9 protein-coding genes are annotated in these 23989 nt (G+C 46.5%); 4 read left to right on the forward strand and 5 right to left on the reverse strand.

Annotated features, from left to right (window positions below; all coding sequences use genetic code 11):
* Positions 1 to 50: 50 nt before the first annotated feature.
* The 4 genes from ACJMM9_RS15585 to ACJMM9_RS15600 all read right to left on the reverse strand — a co-directional run bounded on the left by ACJMM9_RS15585 (position 51) and on the right by ACJMM9_RS15600 (position 7144).
* Positions 51 to 2012, reverse strand: coding sequence for a S8 family serine peptidase (locus ACJMM9_RS15585; RefSeq protein WP_405328972.1), 1962 nt, complete (start codon positions 2010 to 2012; stop codon positions 51 to 53).
* Positions 2013 to 2171: 159 nt separating this feature from the next.
* The gene (locus tag ACJMM9_RS15590; protein WP_405328975.1) at positions 2172 to 4178 is read right to left on the reverse strand and encodes a hypothetical protein; all 2007 of its coding nucleotides are present in this window, start codon (positions 4176 to 4178) and stop codon (positions 2172 to 2174) included.
* Positions 4179 to 4461: 283 nt separating this feature from the next.
* The gene (locus ACJMM9_RS15595) at positions 4462 to 6384 is read right to left on the reverse strand and encodes a S8 family serine peptidase (RefSeq protein ID WP_405328978.1); all 1923 of its coding nucleotides are present in this window, start codon (positions 6382 to 6384) and stop codon (positions 4462 to 4464) included.
* 292 nt (positions 6385 to 6676) lie between these two features.
* A complete protein-coding gene (locus ACJMM9_RS15600) occupies positions 6677 to 7144 on the reverse strand; it encodes a hypothetical protein (protein WP_405328981.1) in 468 nt (155 codons plus the stop codon).
* Between the two features lie 91 nt (positions 7145 to 7235).
* Between ACJMM9_RS15600 and ACJMM9_RS15605 the strand changes: the two genes are divergently transcribed.
* Positions 7236 to 7865 (forward strand): hypothetical protein, encoded by a 630-nt coding sequence (locus ACJMM9_RS15605; protein WP_405328984.1) that lies wholly within the window; start codon positions 7236 to 7238, stop codon positions 7863 to 7865.
* Positions 7866 to 7980: 115 nt separating this feature from the next.
* Here the strand turns inward: ACJMM9_RS15605 and ACJMM9_RS15610 are convergent, their stop codons facing one another.
* Entirely contained in the window at positions 7981 to 9618 is a 1638-nt protein-coding gene (locus tag ACJMM9_RS15610) for a fumarate hydratase (protein ID WP_405328986.1), read from the reverse strand.
* Positions 9619 to 9957: 339 nt separating this feature from the next.
* Between ACJMM9_RS15610 and ACJMM9_RS15615 the strand changes: the two genes are divergently transcribed.
* The 3 genes from ACJMM9_RS15615 to ACJMM9_RS15625 all read left to right on the forward strand — a co-directional run bounded on the left by ACJMM9_RS15615 (position 9958) and on the right by ACJMM9_RS15625 (position 23942).
* A complete protein-coding gene (locus ACJMM9_RS15615) occupies positions 9958 to 10662 on the forward strand; it encodes a hypothetical protein (protein ID WP_405328989.1) in 705 nt (234 codons plus the stop codon).
* A gap of 215 nt (positions 10663 to 10877) precedes the next feature.
* The gene (locus tag ACJMM9_RS15620) at positions 10878 to 17210 is read left to right on the forward strand and encodes a glycoside hydrolase family 9 protein (RefSeq protein WP_405328992.1); all 6333 of its coding nucleotides are present in this window, start codon (positions 10878 to 10880) and stop codon (positions 17208 to 17210) included.
* A 303-nt stretch (positions 17211 to 17513) separates the two neighbouring features.
* Positions 17514 to 23942, forward strand: a complete 6429-nt coding sequence (locus tag ACJMM9_RS15625) for a glycoside hydrolase family 9 protein (protein ID WP_405328994.1) — start codon at positions 17514 to 17516, stop codon at positions 23940 to 23942.
* The last annotated feature ends 47 nt before the right edge of the window (positions 23943 to 23989 follow it).

The following is a 23989-nucleotide window of genomic DNA, read 5'->3' on the forward strand; positions in this document are numbered from 1 at the left end:
CCGACGGATTTTTCCATCGGGGCATTTTTAGCATTTAGGCTTCACAGGAACTAGATACCAGCGAGATCGAAGCCAAGGACAATTTTACCTTTATTTTCTGAACTATCCAAAGTGTAATCGGCATAAACAAGAATGCGGAAAATAAGATAGTTTGCATTTGACGTAAACGATTTACGTTCATATGAATTATATCCATCAGTTGATGAGGCTTTTAAATTAGAAAGATTATTCACATTCGAAGTATTGCTTTCATACACATAAAGGTCAATATCCTGAGGAACTCTACCAGCATCAACAAGATCAAAGCCATGGCTCAACCAAGCAATCGCTGCGGTAAAATTACTCTTATCTGTAGGACGCTTGACACTGAAGCGAATTTCTTTCTTTCCATCGTCTGTATAATGCGTGTACAGCTTACTGATTTCGCCCACCCAATAGCGGGATTCATGGAAAACTTCATTGTGATTTTGGTCCGTAAGCATGCTATAATAAGAAGGCATCTTTGTCGTTACCGGAGTTTCATTCGGATATGGAGTGTTTATGGAGACATCCCCAGAAGTAAGCATCAAGGCCTTCACCATTTCCGGGTGCCAGCGATAGTACGGATTTGCCGACAAAAGGTTCGCGATCTGCCCTGCCGTATATGCAGCAGCCATTTCGGAACCGTCGTAATACGGTTTATAGGTATAGGCAATTCCAGTAGATCTGTTCGTATAGACTCGTTTCTGTTCTTGAGGATAGTTGCTATTAGATTGATGATCAAAATAGTAATGAGAAAAATTGTAGATTTCAGGCTTACGGGGACCAATCCTCAAATTATTTCCATCATTGCATTGTCCTAAACCTAGAGTACAATAATAGGAGTGAGTCGAGTTATAACTCGTGATTTTTCGAGTCTCAGCATCGACTGCACCCACCGTAATGGCATTGGCTGCATGAGCTTCCAGCCCAAGATGCCCTGAATTATTTCTCACTGTAAAATTTCCGGCAGGAACAATTTCAACATAACGCCTATTATATACTCCATTATCAACAACCATCGATTCAAACGAATATTGCTTCGCGATCTGGTTATCGACATTTCCATATTGGCGATTATGAATTCCCATATAAATCAACGGACTGCGATGATTCGGATTTAACGGATGGTCTTCCGGCATTACAGGGAACTCGCTACCGACAAAAATCACAGAATTCTTCGCCGTCGTCTTTATAACATCATACGTTCTTGATGACAGCATTTCTGTTTCAGGCGTAGGTTCGAACAATTCTCCAGCCCCAAGCTTAAGATACGGAACAGACTTATTCGGATCCAATTTGACCGGAAGGGCGTCTATGGACATATAAATACCCACATCGTCCCATTCTTCTGGATTCGGCGTATACGACGGATTGTCATACCACCAAATCGAATACCTCTTGGCGTAGTTTTCAATAGCGGAAAACGGCATATAGTTAATCATCTCGGTATTGCCATACTGAGAATAGCTGTAAGGAGATGGCTGCGAATTGTTATTGAAGGTATAATTCGTTGTCGAAAGGGAATATTCACTTGATGGAACATTCGTTCTTACACCGTATTGCAGGTTAACCGGATTCTTGCGTTCCATCGGGACTGGGAAAAAGACCTGATTGGATTGCTTCATGTACCCAGACTCCCCTCCCAAAGTGCTATACCAGCCTTCAAGAGGAGCACCTTGCTGGAAGTACCGTTTCATATAGTAAGGGTAAGTGCTATTTTGATGTTCCAACCCTCTATTATTGAAAATACCCATTATGGCATCCGCGTTATTCTGAAAACCTGGACCCGCGTTTTTCGCCAAGGACTTCACTTCCAGTGAAGATCCGACCTGCTGTTTTTCCTTTTTCATCTTGGAGTAGTCTATATTCTTATAGACCATCGGGGAATTCATCTTGCTCCCCTTGCGACCAAGAAGGTCATAATTTACAGTAGATGCAGCACCGGCATAGGCACAACCTAGAGCCACAATGAAAGCCATTTTTTTATTCATTTACACCCTCTCTCTTTATTATTTTATAGGTATTTATAAAATAATAAAATAGTTCCCATATATAACAACATATAAAATTATTTACAATAAGTTAAACCCCGCCAACAATAAGCTAGCGAGGCATTACAAACCAGACTGTAGAATTTTTATGAACTTGAATTAGCGAGACATCATGTCAAAGCCTAAGACAACCTGTCCATGATTTTCACTATTCACATCATCAGAATACAAGGTAATAACAAACACAATATAGTTTGCACTTGTCGAGAAGGAAACCTTTTCAAAAGCATCAATGGAACTTAAAGAAGAATCCAGGAAGGTTCCAAGATCATTAAGATCGCCTGAATTATTTGCATAAGCCCTAAGGTCAAAATCCTGAGGAATCTTAGCAAGATTTGCAATATCGTCACCACTACTCAACCAGGAAATAGCAGCCACAAAATTATTCGATTCAAAATCAGAAGTTTTAACCTTAAATCTGATTTCCTTTCTGCCATAAGGATCCTCATGAGTTTTCATCTTATTGATATCGCCAACCCAGAAACGGGATTCATGTTTATACGGATAAGCATGGTTTACATCTGTATAGGAACGAGGCGGCAACAAAGTTGCATAGGTCGGAACGCCCGTCACACTTGCCGACGTCAGCAATGTGGCCTTAACAACTTCAGGATGCCTGCGGTAGAAAGCATTTGTAGCCAGAAGGTCCGAAACCATACCTGCCGTATATGCGGCAGAAATCGACGTACCATCGTAATAAGGATCATATGTCGAAACGGCACCCCAAGACGCCGTATACCTTCGGCCTTTATCCGAATTATCGCCACCTTCATTAAAATAGAAATGAGTATAATTGCTGATTTCCGGCTTTGTAGTTCCAGTATTGTAAGAACTGTTCGAATTGCAGTTTCCGATTCCGCTAGTGCAATATCTGGGTCGAACATTAGGTGTATATGCAGTAGCATTACCGCTTGTAGGATCAACAGCGCCAACGGTAATAGCATTTACAGCGTGGGCGATATTTGCAAAGTTTCTGTTGGATCCGCTTCCTTCACCCGCAGCAACAATTTCTACAGTACGATTGGTATAGATGTAGTTATCGAGCGTACGCGCTTCATCCGAGTAATACAATCCAGAAGGCATAAATCCGCCCGCCATGGGCTTACGGGCACGAAGGCCCATATAAATGTTATCCTTTTGAATATTGCTCGGATAACTCGGATATTCCGCAGAACCCACATAAATATCGGATTTCTTTGAAGAATTCTTTAATATTTTAATTGTTTTCGAAGCTTCAATTTCATTTGTTGGAACTTGCCAATAACTGACCGGAGAAACTTCTACATATTTAACCTGATCATTTTGAGCCATCTTGACCGGCATTGCATTTAAAGGCACATAGATGCCAACATTTGTCCAGTCATTTTTCCATTCGACCGCCCAAGTATACGGCTGGCTAGTATAAGCAGCATTACCGTAATTAGCGGAATTCTGTGCACCATACCAAACCGATATATACTGTCTATCAGAATAAGAACTTCCGTCTCTAACATCTTTGAAATTCTTGTACTGAATTTGACTTCCATCTCCATAGGGAGATGTCTGTACAGGATTATTGAAATTGAAAGAATTATTATACGAGAAACTATACCCTTGATTATTGGCACGAGAAAAATTGTTTTCCGTATAGAAGTTTGGATTTATATAATCATCAGGAACGGGGATGTATTTAAAAAACTCATTCGACTGATATATATAGCCAATATCATTATACGGGCCATAAGCATAAAACAAGCTTCCTCGATGAGAAGAAAGCGTCGTATAATAGTAAGAATGCGAAGTAAAATTATAGAAGCATCGATAGTTCGTATTACTATAGTTCGTATAGCAGTCGTCCGCTCCGGTCCAGCCTCGGTTAAAGAAGCGGCCTTCCGCAGAATACGCTCTATTTACAAGACCTGATGCCTTTTTTGCCAAAACATTAGCATCCAGAGAAGAACCAATGTTCTGTTGTTCTTGTTTTTTCATTTTGCTGTAATCTATATTTCTATAGACCATCGGGGAATTCATTTTACTTCCCTTACGCCCCAAAAGGTCGTAATTCACCGTAGCTGCACCAGCGCCAATGCAACCGGCAGCAACTAATAAAGCAATTTCCTTTTTCATATTTCACTCCTTCACAAATATGTACTTTAAATATAAGATATTCAAATCAAAATCAATATTTTATACTCATTTTTTACAAAAAAGTAATTCAAACAAAGGCGCATTATTTCACATAAATTACACAAAATAACATTTTTCGCACAAAAAGCAAGAAAAACCAACAAGGCACAAACAAGCCATATCAAAATCAAAAATTTACATATCAGACATAGTTTTTGCATACAAAAAGGCTCGTCCGCATATGCCGACGAGTCTTTCTCAAGCATTTCCTATTCAGCAGTCACTATTTAGCGGCTACATCAAAACCCAAGACCATCTGTCCATTATTTTCAGAATCTTCGAGATCACGATAAAGAAGAATACGGAACACCAGGTAATTAGCATTCGATGTAAACGAGATTTTTTCGTAAGCGTCAATGCCACTAATAGATGATGCATGGGAGTTATAGACATCTATATTATCCACATTGCCGTCATTACTTTCATACACATACAAATCAAAATCCTGAGGAACCCTGCCAAGATTTGCAATATCATTACCACTGCTCAGCCATGCAATTGCAGCCTTAAAATTCGTCTTGCCAGCTGGGCGTTTGACTTTAAAGCGAATTTCTTTTCTTTCGCTATAAGGTTCAACATGCGTTTTCAGCCGCTGCGTTTCGCCAACCCAATAACGAGATTCATGGAAGTAGGAATTGTGATTTTTATCGAAAACCAAGCTACGGTAAGACGGAATTTCCGATGTTACCGGATTGTATTCAGGATAAGGAGGAGACACAGAGACATCCCCCGAAGTCAGCAACAAAGCCTTTACGACTTCCGGGTGCCAGCGATAGAACGGATTGACCGACAGAAGTTCAGCAACCATACTTGCCGTATAAGCAGCCGACATTTCATTGCCATCATAGAAAGGATCATAGCTGTACTGCACTCCAGAAGACAAATCCGTATACTCTCTCCATTCATCCAAGAAATAGAAGTGAGAATAGTTGTATATTTCCGGTTTTCTGGACCCTTCATTGGTATTAGAAAGTCCATCGCACCCGCCAATACCAAAAGTGCAATATTTCGACTTTGTCGAGTTATAGCTCGTAATCTCTCCACTATAAGCATCTACTGCACCAACAGTAATGGCATTTGCAGCATGCGCTTCAGCAGCCAGATGTCCCGTATTAAGACGAACCATATAGTCCCCTGCAGCGACGATTTCGGTCGTTCTATTATTATATATGTAATTATCAAGGTCCCTAGCCGCAGTAGAATATTTCATTGCATCTTCATTATCATAGAAAACATCGCCCCGATTATGAAGTCCTACATAAATTTGAGGCCCCCTGGCATCAGAAGACGGATCCGAAGGCCGATTCTTGCCTGCATAAACCACAGAAAAATTCGTAGCATCCTTAATAATTCTATAGGACCTTGCTGACAACATTTCATTTACGGGATCCGGAGAAAACTGTTCATTCGGATTGATCAGGACATAGCGATCATACTGTTGATGGCGCAAGCTAACCGGTTCAGCATCAACAACCATATAAACACCAACATCGCCCCAATCCGCATCTGGATACAGACGGCTATCATCATACCATGAGATATCGCTCCTTTTAGACTTAGTCATTTCGACAGTTCCAAAAGGTTCGTAACGAATTTGCTGATAATATGCATATGGCGAAGACTGGACCGGATTAGAAATTCCAGAAGCAGGTGGCAACCACGTCATATTGTAACCATGCCCATAAACATTGGAAATTCCAGCATATTTATACGCAGGCGGATAGTTCGACTTAAGAGAGAAACTCTTAAAAACAGCATTTGACTGGTCCATATAGCCACCATTTCCGGCTAATTTATTATACCAGCCATCCTCATATGAACCATTCGCTTTCCACCACTTCAAATAATAAGGATACGGATTCTGGGAACTCGCCATATAATAATCCAGCCCCTTATTATTATAAACACCCGCAATAGAACGATAATTCGAATTCAGCCCCGTTCCAAGCCTTTTTAGCGTTTTATTTTCCAGAGAAGAACCAACATTCTGCTGTTCTTTTTTCTTCATTTTGCTGTAGTCTATATTCTTATAGACCATCGGGGAATTCATTTTACTTCCCTTACGACCCAAAAGGTCGTAATTCACCGTAGCCGCACTAGCGCCAATGCAACTGGCAGCAACTAATAAAGCAATTTCTTTTTTCATATTTTACTCCTTCACAAACATGTACTTTAAATATAAGACATTCAAAATAAAATCAATATTTTATACATATTTTTTACAAAAAAGTAATTCAAACAAAGACAATTAATTTCACATAAATTACGCAAAATATTTTTTTTTCACACAAAAAGCCAAAAAAAACAACAAGGTGCAAACGCACCATTTCAAAAACAAAAATTTACAATTTTAGAATAGCTATTCAAAAAAAAAAATTTCAAATACAAAATAGAAGCAGGCTTCGAAGGAAGTCTGCTTTTCAATAACGGTTACATTACTACTTTTTCGATTTTCCGCCTGATTGACGTTCTCGTTTTTCGTGATTATAGATAAATGGTTGCGCCAGCGCTTTAACAAAGGGTTCCGCATTCTTCACATTTTTTGTCAAATAGCAATCCTCATCTCCATTTCGGCACTTATCCCATTCTATTCCTGCTTTTATTTTATCATAATCAAAATTTTCACCGAAGCACCCATTTCCCAAGTCCATGCATTGGGGTAATTTCGCAGACATATAAAATGCGGAATCAGGGATAGGCAAACCTGTAATGGAATCTGGATTTAGAACCCAAATTTTTTCATTGTTTTGAAATTTCGCAGTATCAGATACAAGCTGAGCTACCGCTACTGAACTGCAGCACATCAAAAACAGTATCGAGATACGCAAAAACCTAAACATACTTTTAATATATACAAATTCGGCTAACGTGTCATTTGGATACCCCAAATAGCACATTTCACTCAACCAAGCTCATTCAAGCAGGTTTCGAAAGACGTCTACTTTTTATTCGTATAAAATTTATTATTATTCCTGCACAATCTAAAAAGGTGATTCAATGAAAAAGATTTTGTCTATTTCACTCATTTTCGCGGTACTTGTACTTTCTGGTTGCGCCATTCTGACGGGTACAAGGATGCGTCCCATCGTTCTTGGGCAAATGCTCATCTACGTCCGTGTATCAACAGCAAACGCATTCATTGCAACAGAAATGCCCGAGAAACTCGAAATTGATACCCCATTCAACGTCAACCTTCCATTCAGTTACAAAAACGCAGTTCATGACACTACTAAGGGAATCGCCTCCGTTACGTTAAATAATGAAGATTTAGAAATGGGTTTCATACTCGCTTCATACAGCAAAGCTGCTCAAAATAATCCAGAAGTTTTCCAGAACGATATAAGCGATTCGTTAAAGACGACCAGAATTTTCACAGCCTACGATGGATTTTTCAAAGATTGCACAAAAGAAAACCTTGTTGATACAGACTACAATTCCGAGAAAAAGTATACACACAGATGCTACAAAATAACACATGACGACGGAACGCCAGAGGACATCTGCCTCGCATCAAGATTAACCCCAAAAGGAAACATCGTTCTCGTCTTCATGCGTAGTTTAACGTTTGGCACAAATGTTAGGACAGAACTTTTTGATGCCATTGAAAGCATAGAGTTCAAGGACTAGAAACGCCTCAAATTTGCACATACAAAACGCCCCGCAAGCACAAACCTGCGGGGTATTTCTATTAGATCCTTCGACTTCGCCCAAAGGGCTTCGCTCAGGATGACACTCTGGGCGACTAAATCAGGCCTTCAAAGAAGTTGTTGCCCTTGTCATCCACGAGGATGAATGCCGGGAAGTCCTTGATGGTGATCTTGCGGATGGCTTCCATGCCAAGTTCCGGGAAGGCCACGATATCGTTGGACAGAATGTTCTGTTCAGCGAGGATGGCTGCCGGACCGCCGATAGAGCCGAGGAAGAATCCACCGTACTTCTTGCAGGCGTCGGTGACATCCTGAGAGCGGTTGCCCTTCGCGACCATGATCATCGAAGCGCCCTTGCTCTGGAAGCGCATCACGTACGGGTCCATGCGGTTAGCCGTCGTCGGGCCAAAGCTACCCGTCGGCATGCCAGCCGGAGTCTTGGCCGGGCCGGCGTAGTAAATCGGGTGATCAGACACAACCTTGAGCACGGTCTTTTCTTCGTCCGTGAGTTCTTCGCCGCGTTCCTGCTTGTCGAAGATTTCGGCGATTTTGGCGTGCGCCATGTCGCGGGCGACAATCATCGTGCCCTTGAGGCTGAGACGCGTCTTCACCGGATACTTGGTGAGGTCGGCAAGCACTTCCTTCATCGGACGGTCGAGATCGATTTCCACTGCCGGAGCGAGGTTAACGGCGTTGCCAGCCGGGATGTAGTTTTCCGGATGATGTTCCATCTTTTCGAGCCAGAGGCCGTTTTCGTCAATCTTTGCCTTGATGTTACGGTCAGCGGAGCAGCTCACGCCGATAGAAACCGGGCAGCTTGCAGCATGACGCGGAGCGCGGATCACGCGGACGTCGTGCACCAGGTACTTGCCGCCGAACTGGGCGCCAATGCCCGTCTTCTGGCAAATGTGCAAAACCTTTTCTTCCATTTCGAGGTCGCGGAAAATACGGCCGCCTTCGGAACCGCTGGTCGGAATATCGTCGAGGTAGCCGCAGCTAGCGAGCTTCACCATGTGCGTGTTCATTTCGGCAGAGGTACCGCCAATCACGATGGCGAGGTGGTACGGGGGGCAAGCGGCTGTACCGAGTGTCTTCACCTTTTCGGCGAGGAACTTTTCCAAGGACTTCGGGTTGAGGAGCGCCTTGGTCATCGGCCAGTAGTAAGTCTTGTTGGCAGAACCACCGCCCTTAGCAACGAACAAGAACTTCATTTCGGCACCTTCTTCGGCGTGGATGTCGATCTGAGCCGGGAGGTTGCAACCCGTGTTCTTTTCTTCGTACATGGAGAGCGGAGCAATCTGGCTGTAGCGGAGGTTCTTGGTGGTGTAGGCGTTGTAGACACCTTCCGAAATCGCTTCGGCATCGTCGAAACCCGTCCAGACCTGCTGGCCCTTGTGGGCAACGCAAATAGCCGTACCGGTATCCTGGCAGAACGGGAGGATGCCCTTGGCAGCAACGCAAGCGTTCTTGAGCATGGTGAGAGCGACAAACTTGTCGTTATCCGAAGCTTCCGGATCCTGGAGAATCTTGGCGACCTTGGCCGTGTGGGCCGGACGGAGGCAGAATTCAACTTCTTCGAAAGCAGCCTGGGCGATCTTCGTCAAAGCTTCCTTGGAAACCTTGAGGATTTTCTTGCCTTCGAATTCGACGACAGAAACGCCATCTTTACCGAGATTTACGTATTCGGTAGTATCTTCACCGTGCTGGACGGTAGCTTCGTATTTAAATGCCATAGTAGTTTGGGCGCCAGAGGCGCAGTTGATAGTTAAAGGACAGGTCCACAGTCATTGGTCAATAGTCATTAGTTTTATTTAGGCGCCAAAGGCGCAATTATATCTAATAACCAATGACCAACTACTAAAAACCATATTTCGTTACTTTCGGCTGTAAAAATAATTCTTTCCACCGAAAAAGCCACCCGATTTCGTTCCACTTATCCCCCAGAACCGACCGTTCATCCCCCTTTTTCACAATTTTTTTGTACTTTTTTGCTTTTCTTATGACCAAAATCACATAATAAGTATTATTTTTGATAACAAAAACAAAATAACTTCATTTTCTAAGAGGATTGAATGATGAAAAAGATTTTGCTTGCCACGATGATTTCGGCAGCCATGGTATTTGCTGCTCCTACAGCAAAGAAGGTTAGCAAGGCAGCAACAGCCAAAAAGGCTGTCGCCGCTAAGGTAGAAAAAGCAGCCGAAGCTCCGGCAGCAGTAGAAGCAAAGGCCGCAGAAGCCACGGCCGCTGCACAGACGCAGGCTGCAGAAGCAACTACAGCCGTTCAGGCTCAGGCTACTGAAGCTACAGCCGCAGCAGCACAGGCCACCGAAAATGCTGCAGCAACAGCTCAGGCTCAGGCAACCGCAGCCACCCAGACCGCCGAAAGCGCCGCTAGCGCAGCACAGGCTCAGGCAACAGACGCTGCCGCAGCCGCTCAGGCACAAGCAGCCGATGCAACTCAGGCCGCAGCAGCAACCGCCGACTCCGCACAGGCTGTCGTAGACACCGCTAAGGCCCAGGCCGCTGAAGCTACAGAAGTTCTCGAAGCTAAGGCAGAAGAAGCTCCGGTCGACTCCGCCGCTCTCGCTAAGGCAGAAGAAGAAAAGAAGGCCGCCGAAGCAGAAGCTCAGGCAAAGGCCGAAGAAGAACAGAAAGTCGCACAGGAAACAAGCGGCACTGCAAAGTCTGCCGTCATGGACAATCCGTGGGAATTCATCGCTGTTTCCGCAGCATTCATCGCTTCTGTTCTCGTGATCATCTTCACTGGGGACTAATAAGCGCCATTCAACGCTTTTCCAAGAATTTGGAGACCGCCCGCAAGGACGGTCTTTTTTTATAAGAACGAGGAACAACCTGAGAACAGATAGAGAATAAAAAATTAAATTTCTCTAACGATTCTTTTGTAAATAATTTATTTTCACTTTCAAGAGGATTGTTTGGGGGCAGAATTCATTTTGCCCGTTTTTTGTTTTATGCCAAAGGAGACAAAATGAGTCTAAAAAAATATCTGCTGGCTTTGTGCGCTACAGTAGGCTTAACCGTAGCACAGCAGAATCTTCCCACACCATACGATTTAATCAGGCCGGTTTGGCCGTTGACCTGGGACAGCACCATATTCAAGACTAACTTTACTCCAGGCCCAAAACGTGTTTCTTTACCAAGCAAAAACACTCCGGAATACTACGCCCCAAACGAAATCATTACTCCGGATACATTGAACCAAGCGTACATCGACGCTATGGTCATCCAGATATCCCCCATACGCGTAAACCAGGCCGGTTACCGTCCACAGGACGTAAAAAAGCCTGTGCTATACGTCGGTTCTGCGACAAACTTCGATGTTGTCAATGCTAAAGGCGAAGTCGTTGGCAAAGGAAGCTTCACAGAAACGCTCAAGAGTTCTGTTTCGTCATCCTTAACAATCAAGGCGTCGAACAACGCCCAAATAGAATACGGTGGCGATAACCGCTACACGGCAAAAAAGGCGGGACCTACAGGAGCTTTAAAGAGAGGCTATCTCCCCGACGGCCTCCCCGAAAACGAAAGACTCCGTATCAAAGTCGGAAACGATTACTCCTCTACATTTATCATCAGCGACAGGGTTTACTCCATGCTTCGCGATGCCGTAATCAAGTTCTACGGAGTCAACCGTAGCGGCAATTCCGAATCATGGTTCCACAAACCTAGCCACCTGAAAGACGGCTCCCTCGCAAACGTCGATATGACCGGCGGCTGGTACGACTGCGGAGACCATCTTAAAGAAGGCCAGACAATCGCCTACAGCCTTGCACAACTTGCCATGACCGCAGCTGCCTACGAGGACCGCGACCAGGACAACTACGCCTTCAACCAAGGCGAAGCCCAGAACACAGACAACATCCCAGATATTATCAGAGAAGCCAAGTTCGGTGCTGAATATGTCATTAAAGCATACGATGCCGCGAAGGGCGTAGTCTCTGCAATGCCAGTTTCCGTTGGAGATTTCGGAAAAGACCATGGATGGTGGAGTTCTCCAGAACACCAGGACAACACACTCCATGATAGAGGCGGCCCGACATCTCGTATTTTGAGAAGCGATGACAAGCCAGCAAGCGATGCAGAACTCGGAAGTACCGCCTCCGGAAACTTCGCCGCAGGCATGGCTATAGTTTCCAAGATTTGGAATAAATTCGATACCACATTTGCCCAAAAAAGCTTGACTGTTGCAAAGGCCCTTTACGAATACGGCAAGGCCAAGAAAAAACTCACAAACACGCCCGCTTATAGCGGTGGCTCCACCTATCACGATGAAATGGGATTTGCCGCAGTATGCCTTTTCTACGCCACAGCCGATAAAACGTACCTGAACGACGCCGTCGAAGAAAAGTCTCTGGCAGGCGGCCAGACCAAGAAGGATTTCGCAAACAGCGACAAAAAAGGGGCAGGCATGTTCAATGGCGGATGGTTCGCGCACAAGGAAGCCTCTTACCTGAAGTCCAATGCGGCCTCCGACTGGGCAAGCGTGTTCACAAGCGGCCTTTACGCCTTTTACAAATTGATCTTGGAAACACAGGAAAAGGCTAACGCTTATGGCCTTTCGAACGAGCAGAGAATGATTTACATCGAGGACGTCGCCTTTACCATGGCGGCAAACCTCGCAGGCGTCATGACGGGCGGCACAGAGAGAATCGAACTTCCCGCTGGTCAAGCTGGCTGGGTCGGCACTACAATTTCATACGACCCGATATGGGGATTGACAAACGCCGTCAAATCCGACTGGTGGACCAAATACGAAGCAGCCAACATCTTTGAACTTTTGGCCTATTACGACGTGACAAAGGACTTGGAAAACGTCACGATGCCACAAACAGGAACTATCCAGAACTGGAAATCGGACAAAATCCTTGAACTTGCCCTTTCGCACATGAACTACTACCTCGGCATGAACCCGTGGGATGTATCCTTGATTTATGGCGTCGGCGACAAGAACCACGCCCACCCGCACCATCGCGGTTCAAACCCCGAAGGTAAAAACGTCGCGGGAGTAACCACCTCGTACAAATACCGTCCGCCAGTTGGAGGTCTTGGCCCTGCTTATGCGCCAACCGGAGACGATGACCTTACGGTCCATTTTGACGATTACAAGCTCACAGAAAACACGTGTATTGACGCCGTATCCAACTTCTTGCCGGCAGCGGTCCTTCTTGCAAAGTCTGAGGATTTGAACAGGGCACCTGCAATATCCGTTGAAATCCGCCATGTGGACGTGGATTCCGCCATTATCTTTGTAAAACTGGACTTGGGCAGCTACGCCTATATCACTTACGACACTACGGAAACCTTAAAGAATCCGATAACAGCAAGTTCCGAAACCGCAACCAACCAGCACCAAATCGTGCTGCGCGATCTCAAGCCCGGAACAACTTACTACTTCTACGCCATGGCAAAGAATCCGCGAAGCGGAAATACTTCGAAAAAATGGCTAGTCGATAGCACTTCGACTCCGTTCACGTTTACAACGAAGAACATGAATGAACCCGCAAACATTCAAAATGTTGCCGTTTGCAATGTCACCGCCGACTCCGCCGAAATCATGTGGTACACGCCCAATGGCGAATATGACTCGAAGGTTTACTGGGACACGGTTCCTCATTCGAGCTTAAATGAATACGCATTCAACACTGGAGATGGAAACGCAGACGTTTCGGGCATCCCGACGCAGTTCCACTATGTGAAAATTGGCGGACTCAAGGAAAGGACAACCTACTACTACGCCGTAGAAAGCAATGGCGTTTATACAAACGTCAACGAAAAGAACGAGCCGTTAAAGTTTAAAACGCCCGTAATGCAATACAACTTTGAAGTCCGAATGTCCCAATATGTCTGGGACCCGATGCCAGCCCTCGAAATCAATATTATCAACAACGAAGAACGCCCGTTCGACAGCCTGACATTACGCCTCTACATGCGCGCCACAGACGAAATCTATTACGACGTCGGCATCAGACGCGATATCTGCCAAGCCTACAACGAAGCAGCCTTCAACGACACGTGCTCCGTAGAGACTCAAAAAGAACTGGATGGACTGTTCCGCCAGACATTCCCCCAAAAAATTGAAGATACCTACGATCCGACTGACGGCACATGGCAATGGTACTTCCCCATTCCGCTCGGTTCGACGATCATCAAGTCTGCAAGTAGATTAAGAATAGACGTCATGTTCGACAGACGAAGCGAATGGGAACCGCACCTGGACTTGATGAACGACACGCCCAAAAAGAAATTCTACTGCAACGACGGAACCTCGTGGACATCCCAAGCAAAAGACAGGCTGTCACAAAATCCTGGTGACTGGAGCTGGATGCCGCACTCGAAGAAAAACGGCGATTACGCAGACTTTGAAGGCATCCCCTGCCTTCCCAAGAACTTTGGCGACGATGACCTAGCCCCCATCAACCCTTACGTGTCCATTTACCGCAAGGATGAATTCGTGTGGGGATACAGCCCGTCCAAAAAAGAAATGGAAACAAAGAAAGCGAAATACGAATTGACCGTATCCTTGGATCCTCCTTTCAATGTTTCGAATGGAACCCATATCGATATAGACCAAAGTAACAGCACCGTTCATGTCAAAGGTAAAGCCCATATAACGGAAAATGGCTACATCACCAAGATTTGGGCAAATGGTGTCAAGATCAGCGGTAAAGCATTCGTTGACCAGCAAAGCCTTGACAAGTGGCTTTTAGACGAATCCGGTACAAATATTATCGCAAAGTACGACATTCCGACCGACATGTGGGATCTCGACATCCCCGTCAAGATGGGAATCGGTTCGAACAAGGTTGATGTAACGATATTTGCCGGCCCGGACCCCACTTGCGACGCCTGCACAGAAAATGGCGGATGCGCTTTTGAGAACAGAACCTATTACATCAACTTCTCCAAAGGAGACGCCACAGCATCCCAGCTTGTCATCAAGGATGCACAAGGAAACGCCATCGTAAGCCCCGCTAATCCGGAAGGTACGACATTCTACATCGACCTGTTGGATAAGGACAAGATCAAGAGCAAGGCAAATTCTGTTGATGTCTTGATTATCAACAACAAGAAAAACGATCAGCTCAAGGTCACCTTGAATGCAGACCCGAATAACCCCGGTCACTTTGTCGGCGGCCCGATTAAAGCCATCAATCATTCCAAGGAAACCAGGAACCAGACTTCTGAAATTTCGTTCTTCGCAGGCGATACAATCCAAGTGGTTTACACCGACCCCGACGACGAAGACGATGTTTCAAAGCAGACATTCTTTGCAGAATCCAAGATTCCGTCGCCACAAAAAGTCCTTGCCGAAGACACCGACTGCGACAATAAGGCAGACCAGCTAAAGATTACATTCTCAAATAAATTTACTGAAGAATATACGCTAGAAAGTATCAGCTACTTTATCGATGGCATGGCCGATTCTGCCAAAGTTAAGCTTGTCGCCACACAATACGCAAACCAGAACGAGATCATCATCCCGATTGACACAAGCCTTGTTCCTAAAAATCCAAGCCCGTCCGGAAAGATCACAGTCTACATTACCGATCACGGTACAGCAAATGCTGAAACTGCAAAAATTGCGGACGGCATTTTCCCGACTCTCGAAAGCGTTTCAATTCTCGAGAAATCGGACGACGACAATAGCGGTCTCGACACAATCATGATTGCTTTCTCGGAGCCGGTGATCCTTTCATCCGAAAGCGAATGGCCGCTTACCATCGCTGGCGCTACAGGAATTCCGACCGTTATCGGGAAAGGGACTACCACCAATAACGGCAAGAGCTGGACATTTACGATCAGTGGTAATACAGACAATTCGCTCATTTGGGTAGGCGCCACGGCAAGTGCAAGAGCGACAGGCGGATTCTCGATTACCGACCAGAGCTTCAACCCGATAAGCATCAGCTGTAAGCCATCCGTACCTGTAACGCTTATCTCGCGCCCTGTTCCAATCTATCATGCAGATATGATTGACTTGCAAGGCGATGGCATCCCCGATGTTGTCTTTATGATGTTCGAGAAAAAGCTTAAACCCAAAGATGTATTCGACAGCATTGTTGTAAACTGGGGCAATCCTGGCATTACCCACAGCTTCATTACCACAGCCGATACAACCGGCGGCGTTATCAAGCCGAAGGAATCTTACTGGACCATCCGCGACTCCGTCTCGGCACCGTTCAAGGTCATGATCGATTCTATCCATTCGAAGGATTCCGTCAACACGTATAGCATAGTCGAAATCAACATTCCGGCAACACACGCCTATCCGTACGGTTCTACAAGCGGCGAAAAAGACGGAAACGGAATAGTTTCCCCGATGAAGGGTGTCGCAAACGGATTCTTCGAATCAGACTACACGTTGTACGACAAATGTGCTCCCGTCATTGCGTCAGCACGTATGCTCAAGAATGGAATGCTCACCATCAACATGTCCGAAAACCTCAACATGACCGAAACGGGCAAGTACATCCAGCGAGAACGTGATGAATACATCCCGTCCGAAAAGCCTCAAGGCACGGGCAAAACGCAGATCTTTACCTATAACGAAAAGGACAATGTTTTCTACGCCAGCGATCGAGTCCGCCTTGTTCCAGATATTCTCGGTGCAGCTTACATCGACAAGAACAACAATGCTCCGACGGTCGCAAACCCCTATGTACGTATCACAGGTGACGACAACATCCGCTTTGAGGTAACACTCACGAAGCCTGTTGCAACACCGAAGGCTGGAGCATACACAGGCCGTCCAGAAAGCACCATGAAAGAGGCGTTCGTTACATCCGCAATTATCAACGGCAAGCGCAACTTCATCAGCGCAGACGGAACGCTCCTCGGTCAAGTGGATTCCGCCGCATACGTCAGCTCGGGTCCGAATTTCGAAATCGAGGTTACGATGCCATCTGTAGGCTTCTTGACCCACGACGGCCAGTCGATGTATGATTTCCACCTGAAGGTTGTCACAGACCTCTACGATAACCTGGGGCAGTATGTGAACACCTACAAGCTTGACATTCCGAGAGAGAACTTTGCAACGGTTAGAAACCTGGTCAACAACGGCGTTCTCAAGCTGAACGTGGAATGGGCAGCAAAGGACAACGAAGCGCCGGTAGCCAAGAAAGGCAACAAGATTGGAACCGGAGCCTATATCGCAAAGTTTGACTTTATGGCCGAACCGTTCTGCGCCGCCACATTTGACTCAAGTAGCAACGACTACAAGGCATCTTGCTCCACAATCGGAGAAAAGATGGGAAAAGCGACGGACAGCAAGACAAAGACCCTCGGGTTTAAGAGAAAGAAATAAGAACGATGAAGCCGCCAGGATTTAACCATTCTGGCGGCTCTTTTTATTTCGTTTGTAAATTTACATTTACAGAAATTCCTGTAAATGCTTATTGTTCGTATCATTTTACTACAAATATCCATAAAAATTGTCCGTATAATACGCAATTGAAAAATTATTGAATTTCAGAGTAAAATTTGAGAACAAAAAAGGAATATATCACAAAACATTTTTACATAAATAATCTATTTTATCTTTTGAGAGATTATAACTAGAGGGCAAGACTTGTTTTGCCCGCTTTTTTGCTTATGAAAAGGAGACAAAGTGAGTATTAAGAAGTATCTGCTAGCATTGTGCGCAGCGACCTCCATGGCAGCAGCGCAACAGGCACAAACCACTCCTTACGAACTGATTCGCCCTGTATTCCCTTTAACTTGGGACTCCACTGTATTCAAGGACTTTGACACAACAGTTGCCATAATACACCAGATATTACCCAAAAAGCTGACCCCGCCAGAATACGAACCGAATGCAATCGTTCCCGATTCCCTAAATCAGGCGTATTTCGACGCAATGAATGTCCGCATTTCGCCAATCCGAGTGAACCAGGCCGGTTACTTGGAAAGCGATCCTGAACGCCAATTTTATTACGTGGGCGACAAGACCACATTTGAAGTCGTCGATATCAACGGCAAATCTTTTAGCCCAGCCATCACTGGAACACTAAGAACATCAGGTAGTAAAACCTCCTCGGAATGGACAATTCTTGCCGGTACAAACGCAACGACAGGTGACCAACAGCGCTATAAGGTTACTACACACGGTCCTTCCGGCACAATCATGATCGGCAATATTCCTCAAAATGTCCCCGTCGAGACGCGTTTACGTATCAAGGTCGGTGACGATATTTCGAGTACCTTCATTATTTCCGAAAACGTGTATTCCATGGTGAAGGATGCAGCCCTCAAGTTCTACGGTATTAACCGCAGCGGCCACTCCGAAACCTGGTTCCGTAACCGTCCGGCAAGCCATACCAAAGATGGTGGCGGCCCAGTGACAGAAGGCCCCCTTGACGTAAGAGGCCCTTATAACGCAGCCCTTGCAGGGACCCTTGAAGGTGGTTACTACGACTGCGGAGACCACCTGAAGGAATCGCACACTCAGATGTACGCTTTCATGGTCATGGCATTAATGGCAGCCGCTAACGACTCCACAGACACAGACCATTACGCATTCAACCAGAATGAAACGATCAATACAGACGGTGTCCCGGACATGCTCCGCGAAGCTAAGCACGGTGCCGACTTTGTGCTCCGTTCTTTTGTCAGAGCCAAAGGTGTCATCGACGACATGGCGCTTTCGATCGGATCAAGCGGCTCAGACCATGGCTGGTGGGGCCTCCCACAGAACCAGGATCTCTTACCTATAGGAAACTCGAACGCCGCCAAAGACCGCGGCGGTCCCCAAGCTAGACCCGTCCGTTTAGGCGAAGTTGGCGCAAACGTCGGTGGCGAAACGGCCGCAGGCCTTGCAATCCTTAGCAGAAAGTTCAAAGGCAAGGAGTTCGGAGGTCAATACGATGCCTTCGCCGACAGTTGCCTTATGGTCGCCAAAAAAATGTACGATTTCGCTAAAGCATTGGCCCAAGGGAAATCCACCTACGATGGAGGGAAAACCATTGTACACCACAAAGATTCAACAGGTGTACCCAACCCGATCGCAAAACAGTCTCCAGCTTATCACGGAAACGATGAATTTATCGATGAAATGGCTTTAGCCTCTGTCGCCCTCCTGTATGCAACCGGCGAAAAAACTTATGCCGACGACATGATCCGCAACAAGAACATGTACTCAAAGCAAGTCATTTCCGCAAATGGAGGTCCAGGCTTTTTCGAAGGTGGATGGTTCGTATCTCCGGACCAGGCATTCCTCAAAAACACAAAGAACACAAGCTGGGCAGCAACCTATTCATACGCCCTTTACGCATTGTACAAGCTCATCCTCGCTGATAAAAACGAAGCCTTGACAAGATACGGTCTTACGGAATCTGAATGGCTCAACGCCATCGAAGACTGCGTTGCCAACATGATCGCAAACCTCGGCGACATGCGCTATGATGAAGGTGTCAGCGCAACATTTGATTTCCCGAACGTACCAAATATCTGGAAACAAAGTTCCGTTACCTATGATAAAATTTGGTACACGATGCATACCGACCAGGAATGGATTTACAACCGCTACCGCGCTGGCGACATCTTTGAAGTTCTCGCCTATGCCGATGTTGCAGCGGATATCGAAAAGAAAGGTATAAGCCTCCCTACGATGGGAACTCCCAACTGGAAAGCCGCAGAAGCAAAGCAGTTCGGCATCAACCAGTTGAACTACTTACTAGGCATAAACCCTTGGGATATATCCTTTATCATGGGCGTCGGCGACAAGAATGACGCACATCCGCATCACCGCGCAGCAAACCCCGAAGGCAAGAATGTTCCCGGTGCCGACTACAAGTATTACGTCCCTGTCGGAGCCCTTTACGGCGCAGTTCCTCCGAACAAAAAGATGAACCAGCCGGAGAAGCTCTCCTGGGAAAACTATGAAATGTCAGAAATCTGCATCGACGCTTCGGCAACGCTTGTAAGCACGGTTAGCCTCGCCTCCAGGAAAATTGACAAGAGCGTAGCCCCAGACATCAATGTTGAAATCCGTCACGTAAGCATGGACTCCGCCATTGTAACAGTCAAACTGACCCAGCGCGGTACAGCCACAATCTCTTACGGTACAGCAGAAGGAAGCTATGACAAGACCGTATCCAGCCAAAATTCTGCCGTCAAGCACGACATTGTCCTCAAGGACCTAAAGGCGGGCACAACTTACTACTTCTATGTCACTGGAGCAAACGCCTACAACCCCGCAAATACAAAGACCAAATATCTCGTAGACAGTACGCAGACTCCGTTTACGTTTACCACGCTTTCCTTTATCGAAGAAGCCCGTATCGCAAACGTCACCGTCTGTAACGTCACCGCTGATTCCGCTGAAATCATGTGGTACACGCCGAACGGCGAATACGAATCTAAAGTTTACTGGGATACCATTCCGCACTCCACGGCGGCTGAATTTGCTTTCAACACAGGTTCTGGCAATGCCGATATCTCCGGTGTGCCGACACAATTCCACTACGTAAAGATTGGCGGTCTCAAGGAGCAGACGACTTACTACTACATGGTCGAAAGCAACGGCATCGTGACCAACTTGAATGACGAAGGCAATTTGCTCAAGTTCAAGACCCCGGTAACCTGGTACGACTTTAGCGTTCGCGGCTATCAGTACATCGTTGACAACATGGACTTCCTGAACTTGAACGTCATCAACAACGAAGCAAGAGAATTTGACAGTTTGACACTGCGCCTATACTTCACCGCATTGCCAGAAGAAGTTGATAAATGCGCAACTTTGATAGATTCCGACATTTGCTTTGCATACGACGAAGCTGGATACAGCGTTCCGTGCGAAAACGACCGTGAACTCCGTGACCTGTTACGCGCCGCATTGCCCATCCGACTGGACGACACTTACGATCCGGCTACGGGTAAGTATTCCTACTACTTCCCCGCCCCGCTTGGATCCTCCGTCATCAAGTCACAATCTCGTCTCCGTGTAGACTTCGGCTTCTCTTCTGGTCTTTCAAACGATGGATACAAGACTTGCGAAACATTGCGCATCGCCGGCAAAAAGCGCTTTAGCAAGAACTCCGGCGACTGGTCTTGGCGTCCACATTCCTACCTGGAAGACGGTGCAGACTACGACGGCATGCCTGTCGAAGACAAGGACTACGGCGACAAGGCCCCCGATGTTCCAGAAGATCCATACATTACCGTTTATCGCAAGGACCAGTTCATCTGGGGCTTTAGCCCGTCCAAGAAGGAAATGGAAACAAAGAGAGCAAACTACAGAATTGACGTTGCTTTAGACCATCCGTTCGATGTTTCCAACGGTTCCCATATCGATCTTGACCAAGCAAGCAGCACCGTTCATGTCACGGGTAAAGCCCACATAACCGATGGCGGCTACGTGACAAAAGTTTGGGCCAACGGCGTCAAAGTGAGCGGCAAAGTCTTTGCTAAGGGTACAGAACGATGGATTTTGAACGAAGCTGGTACCGACAGAATTGCCATGTACGACCTCGCCACAGACATGTGGGACCTTGATATTCCTGTAAAAATGGGTATCGGAAGTAACAAAATTGACATCACCATCTTTGCCGGCCCAGATCCAACATGCGAAGAATGTACCGAAAACGGTGGTTGCGCATTCCTGAATAGAACTTACTACGTAAACTTCTCTAAGGGCGACGCAACAGCTTCGACACTTATCATCAAGGATCCTCAGGGCAACCCGATCGCAAGCCCGGCAGATCCAGAAGGCACGACATTCTATATCGACTTGATGGACAAGGACAAGATCAAGAGCAAGGCAACCTCTGTTGAAATCCAGGTCATCAACAAGAAAAAGAACGATGTCCTGAAAGTTGTTTTGAAGGCTGATGCCAACAATCCGGGACACTTTGTCGGTGGACCGATCAAAGCCGTCAACCATTCTAAGGAAACAAGAGACCAGGCTTCCGAAATTTCGTTCTTCGCAGGCGATACAATCCAGGTCATCTACACCGACCCGGACGATGAAGACGATGTTTCCCAACAGACGTTCTTTGCCGAGACAAAGGTGCCCACACCGCAAACGGTTCTCGCCATCGATTCTGACTGCGACAATAAGGCAGATCAGCTGAAGATCGTGCTTACGAACAAGCTCGTCGAAGACTACACGCTTGACAGCATCAGGTACTTTATCGAAGGAATGTCCGATACGGTCAAGGTTTCGCTCGATGCCAAAAAGTTTGTAGACTTGAACGAGATCATCATAGCCATTGACACGGCTTTGATTCCGGTAAACGCAAGCCCCTCTGGAAAGATCACAACATATATTGCTGATCACGGTACTGCCAATGCAGAAACCGCAAGAATCGCAGACGGCATCCTCCCCACGCTCACAAGCGTTTCCATTCTCGAGAAATCCGATGACGACACAAGCGGACTTGACACAATCTTGATCGCATTCTCTGAACCGGTTATTTTCTCGTCCGAGACCGAATGGCCGCTCACGGTGGCAGGTGCACCTGGCATGCCGACTGTCGTTGGAAAGGCAACAACGACAAACAACGGCAAGAGCTGGCAATTGGTTATTAGCGGCAATGCCGACCAATCCCTCGTTCCAATAGGCGGTAAAGCATCGCCAAGGACGACAGGCGGATTTGTAATCACCGACCAGAACTTCAACCAGATTGATCCGTTTGGCTGCAAGCCGTCCGTACCGATAACGCTCATTTCCCGTCCGGTACCGATTTACCATGCAGACATGATCGACCTGGAAGGCGATGGCATTCCAGACATCGTCTACATGATGTTCGAACGAAAGCTCAAGACGAAGGATGTATTCGACAGCATCGTAACCGTTTGGGGCGATCCGGGTATCACGCGCACGTTCATTACAACGGCTGATACAACCGGCGGCGTCATCAAGCCGAAGGAATCCTACTGGACCATCCGCGACTCTGTCTCGGCTCCATTCACCGTAATTCTGCCTGATTCTACGACTAAGGATTCCGTTAATACATATAGCATTATCGAAATCACAATCCCGCAGGACAAGGCTTATCCTTACGGTACAACAAATGGCGACAAGGACGGCAACGGTACAGTATCTCCGCTCAAGGGTGCCGCAAGCGGATTCTTTGAGACAGACTACACGTTGTACGACAAATGCGCTCCAGTCATCTCCTCAGCACGCCTTGTCAAGGGAATGCTGACCGTCAACATGTCTGAGCCGCTCACCATCATTGAAACGGGTGCAGCAGGCAAATACATCCAGCGTGAACGCGATGGCTACATTCCACCTGATAAACCGCAAGGCACAGGTAAGTCGTCGGTGTTCATCTACAACGAAAAAGACCATGTCGTACATGTCGGCGACAGGATCCGCCTCGTTCCTGACATTCTTGGATCCAGCTATACAGACAAGAACAACATTGCCCCAACGAATTCGAACCCCTACATCCGTATCACGGGTGATGACAACATCCGCTTTAAGGTGACGCTGTCAAAGCCTGTTACCACACCGAAGGCTGGCGCCTACGCAAGCCGCCCCGAAACCCTCAAGGATGATGCATTCGTTGTATCTACCACCACCAACGGCAAGTACAACTTCATCAGCCGCGACGGTTCGCTCATCGGTCAGGTTGATTCTGCCGCATACGTCGGTTCCGGTCCGAATTTCGAAATTGAAGTGACAATGCCTTCGGCTGGATTCACAACTCGTGACGGCAAGCCCATGTACGATTTCAGCCTCAAGATTGTTGCAGATCTCTACGACAACCTCGGCCAGTACATCAACACGTACACGCTCGATGTCCCGAAGGAAAATTCGCCCTCGTTGCGCAACCTCGTCAATAACGGCATTCTCAAGCTGAATTTGGAATGGGCTGCTAAGGACAATGAAGCACCTGTTTCCAAGAAGGGCAACAAGATTGGAACAGGCGCCTACATTGCGAAATTTGACTTTAAGGCACAGACTTACTGCGCTACAACATTCGATGAATCGAGTAACGACTACAAGGCATCCTGTAAGACTGTAGGAGACAAAGTCGAAAAGGCAAACGACAACAAGACCAAGACTCTTGGCTTCAAGAGAAAGAAGTAATTTTTAAACAGGCCACCTGGATTTGGCGATCCAGGCGGCTTCATTAT

Source organism: Fibrobacter sp. (assembly GCF_045112255.1).
Classification (GTDB): Bacteria; Fibrobacterota; Fibrobacteria; order Fibrobacterales; family Fibrobacteraceae; genus Fibrobacter.